Genomic DNA, 5332 nt, shown 5'->3' with positions numbered 1-5332 from the left:
AGTGAAGATGATTATTATCGTCATGAGTATGAGGATGTTGCGTAAATAAAATAGCAGGTGCGGGGGGCGCCTGCTTTCAGAGAGCAATGTAAAAACAAAGGTATTAAAATTTCCATTAAACTCAATAAAACATGGAACATAATTAAAATTATAGGTGTTGGTAATGCTCAATCATGATGGTATCGAAAGTGTTGAATTTTATTTTACTGTAAATGGTAAAAAAATAAAATTTGATAAAGAGACTAATGATAAATTAAAGGAAAATATAGATTGGGAGAAATTTTTATCGCAATTGTTCGTTGATAAAGAATAATAAGCCCTCTGGGACAAATGCATATATTTTATAGGGGATATAAAAATGCCAAAAATTTTTATTGTATATAATAATCATACTATTTTAGAACAAATTGAACGTATTCTTTTTAAGCTTGGATTGGAACCATACGTTCTAAAATTTGGTAGTGATGATTTAACTACTATTGAGGATTTTAAACAAGAAATTAGTATGCAAACTAATTCTCCAAAATTTGGTATTGTGCTACTTACTCCAGATGACATTGGCTATGCAAAATCTGCTGATAAAAAAGACGCACAACCGCGCGCTAATCAAAATGTTATTTTTAAAATGAGTATGTTAATTTCTAAAATTTCTTGCAGAAATATTGCTATTTTAAAACAACGAGATGTTGAAGTGCCTTCAGATTATGAAGGGATTAATTACATTCCTTTTAATGAACACGTAAAAGAGACTCTCCCAAAACTTATTGAACTATTAAACACAGCCGGATTCAATTTAGATACAGTTAACTACTGATTTTTTTTCTGCGTGAAGTATACGAAAAATATGCACTATTCTTTGTTCTTCGGATAAGGCTTTAGGAGTATATGGGATAAAAACGTCCCGTACAGGTTTATTTTCTTGTAATAAAAGCATGAAATGATATAATCATCCCGAAAGGGTTGATTATGATTGAAAGCAGAATGAAAATATTGGGTTTTATTGTTAGAAATACACGTAAAAAACAAGGATTAACACAAGAACAGTTAGCAGCTACATCAGGGGTTGGTGTGCGTTTTATCCGTGATTTAGAAAGAGGCAAAGAGTCTTGTCATGTTGGAAAAACCATACATGTGCTTTCAATGCTTGGTCTTGATATTCAGATTGAAAATGAAAAATTATGATCCGTACACTTGATGTTTATTTACACGCAAAATTAGTAGGTCAATTACAACAAGAAAAAAGTGGAGATCTCACGTTTCTCTACGATACTGATTATTTGTATAAAGATTTACAGGGCATCTCTGTCTCTCTACCTCCTCGTGTTGAAGCTTATAAAGGTCAAGCAGTAAAAGCCTTTTTTTCCGGTCTCTTACCCGATGATAATGTAAGATATCGTTTAGCAACTTATTTAGGTCTTTCTGAACGAAATGCTTTTGCTTTGCTTGAAGTTGTTGGGGGAGATTGTGCTGGTGCTCTCGCTTTATATCCACATGGACAAGTTCCAAATTTGCCAACTGATGATGTAGAAACTCTTGATGATACTCAATTGAAAGAAATTCTTGAGTGTATTAAACGTCGTCCAATGCTTGCTGGTGGAGATGGCTACAGATTGTCTCTTGCGGGTGCACAAGATAAATTAGCGGTTGGCTTTAAAGATAATCGTGTTCAACTCATTAAAGGGGGTGCTCCGACCACGCATATTTTGAAACCTCTCATTGAACATATTAATGATAGTGCGCATAATGAGCTTTTTTGTATGAAATTGGCAAAACTCGTAGGTATTAATGTGCCGGAAGTGTATTTACATTTTGTCAATAATACACCCTATTGTCTCATCACTCGATATGATCGTCAAATATCTTCTAATGGAACAGTTTTGCGTATTCATCAAGAGGATTTTTGTCAAGCACTTAGTGTAGCTCCAGAATTTAAATATGAATGTGAAGGAGGACCTAGTATTGCTGCGTGCCAAACCGTTATTTTCCAGCATACATTGCGTCCTGCTGTTGATCAACTGAATTTCCTTAATATAATTATTTTTAATTATTTAATTGGTAATGCCGATGCGCATGGCAAAAACTTTTCACTACTTTACCAACAGAAAAAACCAGAACTTGCTCCTGCATATGATTTGTTAAGCACAGCTATTTATCTAGATTTATCTCAAAAAATGGCTATGAAAATAGGAGGAGAATATATACCTAAAAAAATATATTTACGTCATTTTTATAAAATGGTTGCGGATACTAAATCCGCTCAATTGTCCTTAAAAAAGCAAATAAAAAGAATGACTGATTTAATCAATGATAAAGCAATAAAATTAAAGAAAGAACTCGAGGATAAAGGTTTGCGTTCTGAAGTTTTTGATGCAATCATCAATGTTATTCAACAGCGTTCTCAACATTTAAAAATTTAATTTTATTGCTTATCTTTCTGTTTTAAACGATGATATTTTTAATATACTGAGTAATATCCTATCAGAAAAAACGATCATTTTACATGAACGAAAATTGTATATTTAATTCCTATTTTTTATATGCAATAATATATCATTTTTAATCTAAAATAACCTTTTTACTGAAAATGCCAAAATTTTATGCTTATTTACGTGTTTCTCGTGATGGACAAGATACAGAAAATCAAAAATTTGGCTTGTTAGAATATGCTAACAAACATGGCTTTGCTCCACTCCATATTGAAGAAGAAATTGCAAGTAGAGGAAAAGATTGGCGTAAGCGTAAACTTGGTGCTTTAATTGAAAAAGCTGAATGTAGTGATGTTTTACTCACACCGGAGTTTTCTCGTATAGCTGGTTCTTCTCTTGCTGTTTTAGAAATTCTCAAAGCAGCCAGTGAACGTGGTTTAATTGTGCATATAACGAAACAAAACCTTATCATGGACGGAAGTTTACAAAGCGATATCATTGCAAACGTATTGGGTATGGTATCGCAAATTGAACGGCATTTAATTCAAACACGCACAAAAGAAGCCTTAAATGTTGCTCGTCAACGAGGAATAAAACTTGGCCGGCCAAAAGGAAGTAAAGCTACGCAATTAAAGCTGGACAATCACATTGATGAAATTCAAGCATTTATAAATGTTGGTTTATCACAGAGCCGTATTGCTAAGACATTAGGAGTTAGTGTGAACACCTTACGTTTATTTATTGAACGTAAAAACATCAAGCTTACGAAAATAAAGCCTATCATTACCATGCCAAGAACATAAAGGTATCTTTTAGTATAGTACTATACCTTATTATATAATATCATAGGGTATAGTAAACTTAACTGACAAACTTCTCATAGAAAAATTATTTTTTTCCTATATCCTCTTTCCAAAATTTTGTACCATTGTCTATCATTAGAGCTAATTGTAGTGCAGCTTCTGGAACTGTACTTTTTATGATATCTCCTCTTTTTGTTTTAACTTTTGTAAATCCATCACGCTGTATTGTATCGGGTTTGTTAAAACAATCTATTTTTTGATTAAAAGTTTCAAAAAATTTGCTAACGTTTTTAAAAACTTTATCGTTATGATTTTGAACGGATTTAGTGGTCATTTTTTCTCCTTATAAAGGGTATATTTTAATACTTTATTATACCTTATGGTATAATACTATACAATACTATATTCTATTTAGAAAGTAACTAAATGCCTGTCATATCCTTTGCTAATTCCAAGGGGGGGAGTGGAAAAACAACAGCTGCTTTGCTCCTTGCTTGTGAACTTGCACATGCTAAACCAGTTACAATTATAGATGCTGATCCTCGCCATCCTATTACCACTTGGTCTGAATTGCCGGGTAAACCAGATAATCTTACTGTCGTTACTAATGAATCTGAAAAAACTATTTTAGATGAAATAGAAATTGCATCTACTCGAGATCCATTCGTAATTGTTGATCTAGAAGGTACAGCATCACGCTTAACTAGTTATGCAATTAGTCAATCTGATTTTGTAATTGTTCCTATGAAGGAACAACAGCAAGACGCTATAGCAGCTATCGAAATTATAAAAGAAATTCACAGAGATATGAAAGCTGTACGGCGTCTTATCGCTTATTCTGTTTTGTTTACGCAATCTAAAGTTGTTGCAAAATCCAGAACTGCTCGTTTTGTATCATCTCAATTTAGAAAAAACCCAGAACTTGATGTTTTTGAAACAGAAATCAATGAACGTGATGCTTTTTCCGCAATCTTTGCAACTGGAGGTTCACATCGTAATCTCAATCCAAAGGAAGTTAATAATTTAGAAACTGCGATTGGCAATGTCGAAGCATTTGTTGCTGAAGTCATTACAAAGCTAAAAAAAGTTAAAGAGAAAGGAAATTAAAGAATGAGTACAGAAAGAAAACCATTAAATTTTTCAGAACTTGATGATTTTAAACCCCGACAAACTCAATCTTCTTTAAACATTGTACAACGCAAAGAGATAGATAAGGCAGCAACTTTCCCAAGTCGTGAACAGTCAGTTGAGATACAATTAAATATCAAAGCTAGCGTAAATATCATTAATCGTTTTAAATTGATGGCTAAACAAGAGCGATATCGCCATGGTGATTTTCTAGAAATATTAATGAATGCTTATAAACAGAGCGATTAGTTTGTACGCTATAATTTTAAAAGTTTTCATTTTATTCAGAAAACAAACACAAAACTGCTTTCTGTTTTTTAGGATTAAGTTTTCTAAAACCTTTTAAAAGGGAGTATTCTTCTTTACTATGAAGTCCTTCATTATAAGGGTACGAAATATTTCTTTTTTCTGAAATATCGGTATAAAAAAAGGAGATATCAACATCTAGTATGTTAGCGATTTCCTGCAAACGTCCAGCTCCTACACGATTTGAGCCGTTTTCATATTTTTGGATTTGTTGGAAGCTTACTCCTAATTTTTTACCTAATTCTGTCTGAGAAATTCCCATGTACTTTCTTCTATAGCGAATTTTTTTCCCTACAGAAACGTCATTAAAATGTGGAGTTTTGTTTCGCACTTTAAATTCCCCCCTACCGGGTGCGAGCGCCCTCGCATTGGTATTCCGGGAGTTAAAAGTACTGAATTCTAGTCAGCTTTTTGCTTTTAGTGCTTAAAGCACTTGGACATAACAAAATCTCCCGGAATTCCGGGAAGTCCATATAATGGACTAATTTATATTCTAGAATTTAGGGCTTTTACTCCCTTATTGATTATTGCGTAGATAACCAATAACTCTTACTCATAAAATAATCTTGGAAGTTTAGCAATAAAAATAGTTTTTTATTAGATCTTTTATACTTTTTAATGAGAGGCTATCTGCCTCTCAAACTCTCTGGAACGCTCACCAAAATCATG

Annotated in this window: 9 protein-coding genes; 7 read left to right on the top strand and 2 right to left on the bottom strand. The window is 32.9% G+C overall.

The window, feature by feature from the left end; translation table 11 throughout:
* Positions 1 to 163 precede the first annotated feature (163 nt).
* The 5 genes from ACFIK6_RS09010 (at position 164) to ACFIK6_RS08990 (ending at position 3229) form a co-directional block, all read left to right on the top strand.
* Positions 164 to 313, top strand: a complete 150-nt coding sequence (locus ACFIK6_RS09010; protein ID WP_375642576.1) for a hypothetical protein — start codon at positions 164 to 166, stop codon at positions 311 to 313.
* A gap of 45 nt (positions 314 to 358) precedes the next feature.
* Entirely contained in the window at positions 359 to 814 is a 456-nt protein-coding gene (locus ACFIK6_RS09005) for a TIR domain-containing protein (RefSeq protein ID WP_375642577.1), read from the top strand.
* Positions 815 to 966: 152 nt separating this feature from the next.
* Positions 967 to 1182 carry a type II toxin-antitoxin system Y4mF family antitoxin gene (locus tag ACFIK6_RS09000; protein WP_100130413.1) on the top strand — a complete coding sequence of 72 codons (216 nt, stop codon included), beginning with the start codon at positions 967 to 969 and terminating at the stop codon, positions 1180 to 1182.
* Positions 1179 to 2417: a type II toxin-antitoxin system HipA family toxin gene (locus tag ACFIK6_RS08995; RefSeq protein WP_273791593.1), complete on the top strand. Its 1239-nt coding sequence runs from the start codon at positions 1179 to 1181 to the stop codon at positions 2415 to 2417. The genes ACFIK6_RS09000 and ACFIK6_RS08995 overlap by 4 nt, the downstream gene beginning before the upstream one ends.
* A 167-nt stretch (positions 2418 to 2584) precedes the next feature.
* Positions 2585 to 3229, top strand: coding sequence for a recombinase family protein (locus ACFIK6_RS08990; protein WP_273783778.1), 645 nt, complete (start codon positions 2585 to 2587; stop codon positions 3227 to 3229).
* Between the two features lie 85 nt (positions 3230 to 3314).
* On the opposite strand, the gene ACFIK6_RS08985 is transcribed toward ACFIK6_RS08990, so the two are convergent.
* Complete coding sequence (locus ACFIK6_RS08985) at positions 3315 to 3563, bottom strand: hypothetical protein (protein ID WP_273783777.1); 249 nt, start codon at positions 3561 to 3563, stop codon at positions 3315 to 3317.
* A 92-nt stretch (positions 3564 to 3655) separates the two neighbouring features.
* Here ACFIK6_RS08985 and ACFIK6_RS08980 point away from each other — a divergent pair, with 92 nt between their 5' ends.
* Both ACFIK6_RS08980 and ACFIK6_RS08975 read left to right on the top strand, forming a co-directional pair.
* Positions 3656 to 4336: a ParA family protein gene (locus tag ACFIK6_RS08980; protein WP_273783775.1), complete on the top strand. Its 681-nt coding sequence runs from the start codon at positions 3656 to 3658 to the stop codon at positions 4334 to 4336.
* 3 nt (positions 4337 to 4339) lie between these two features.
* Complete coding sequence (locus ACFIK6_RS08975) at positions 4340 to 4606, top strand: hypothetical protein (RefSeq protein WP_273783773.1); 267 nt, start codon at positions 4340 to 4342, stop codon at positions 4604 to 4606.
* Positions 4607 to 4637: 31 nt separating this feature from the next.
* Here ACFIK6_RS08975 and ACFIK6_RS08970 read toward each other — a convergent pair whose 3' ends face one another.
* Positions 4638 to 4994, bottom strand: coding sequence for a helix-turn-helix transcriptional regulator (locus ACFIK6_RS08970; RefSeq protein ID WP_273783772.1), 357 nt, complete (start codon positions 4992 to 4994; stop codon positions 4638 to 4640).
* Positions 4995 to 5332 lie beyond the last annotated feature (338 nt).

Source organism: Bartonella sp. AS69XJJH (assembly GCF_042195585.1).
Classification (GTDB): domain Bacteria; phylum Pseudomonadota; class Alphaproteobacteria; order Rhizobiales; family Rhizobiaceae; genus Bartonella.
The sequence above is the reverse complement of the archived record's forward strand: the minus strand, read 5'-3'. Positions and strand labels throughout refer to the sequence as shown.

Bases quoted from the DNA above. Each gene is read 5' to 3' on its own strand.
- ACFIK6_RS08980 (WP_273783775.1), top strand. From the start codon at position 3,656: ATGCCTGTCATATCCTTTGCTAATTCCAAGGGGGGGAGTGGAAAAACA.
- ACFIK6_RS08985 (WP_273783777.1), bottom strand. From the start codon at position 3,563: ATGACCACTAAATCCGTTCAAAATCATAACGATAAAGTTTTTAAAAAC.
- ACFIK6_RS08975 (WP_273783773.1), top strand. From the start codon at position 4,340: ATGAGTACAGAAAGAAAACCATTAAATTTTTCAGAACTTGATGATTTT.
- ACFIK6_RS08995 (WP_273791593.1), top strand. From the start codon at position 1,179: ATGATCCGTACACTTGATGTTTATTTACACGCAAAATTAGTAGGTCAA.
- ACFIK6_RS09000 (WP_100130413.1), top strand. From the start codon at position 967: ATGATTGAAAGCAGAATGAAAATATTGGGTTTTATTGTTAGAAATACA.
- ACFIK6_RS09010 (WP_375642576.1), top strand. From the start codon at position 164: ATGCTCAATCATGATGGTATCGAAAGTGTTGAATTTTATTTTACTGTA.
- ACFIK6_RS09005 (WP_375642577.1), top strand. From the start codon at position 359: ATGCCAAAAATTTTTATTGTATATAATAATCATACTATTTTAGAACAA.
- ACFIK6_RS08990 (WP_273783778.1), top strand. From the start codon at position 2,585: ATGCCAAAATTTTATGCTTATTTACGTGTTTCTCGTGATGGACAAGAT.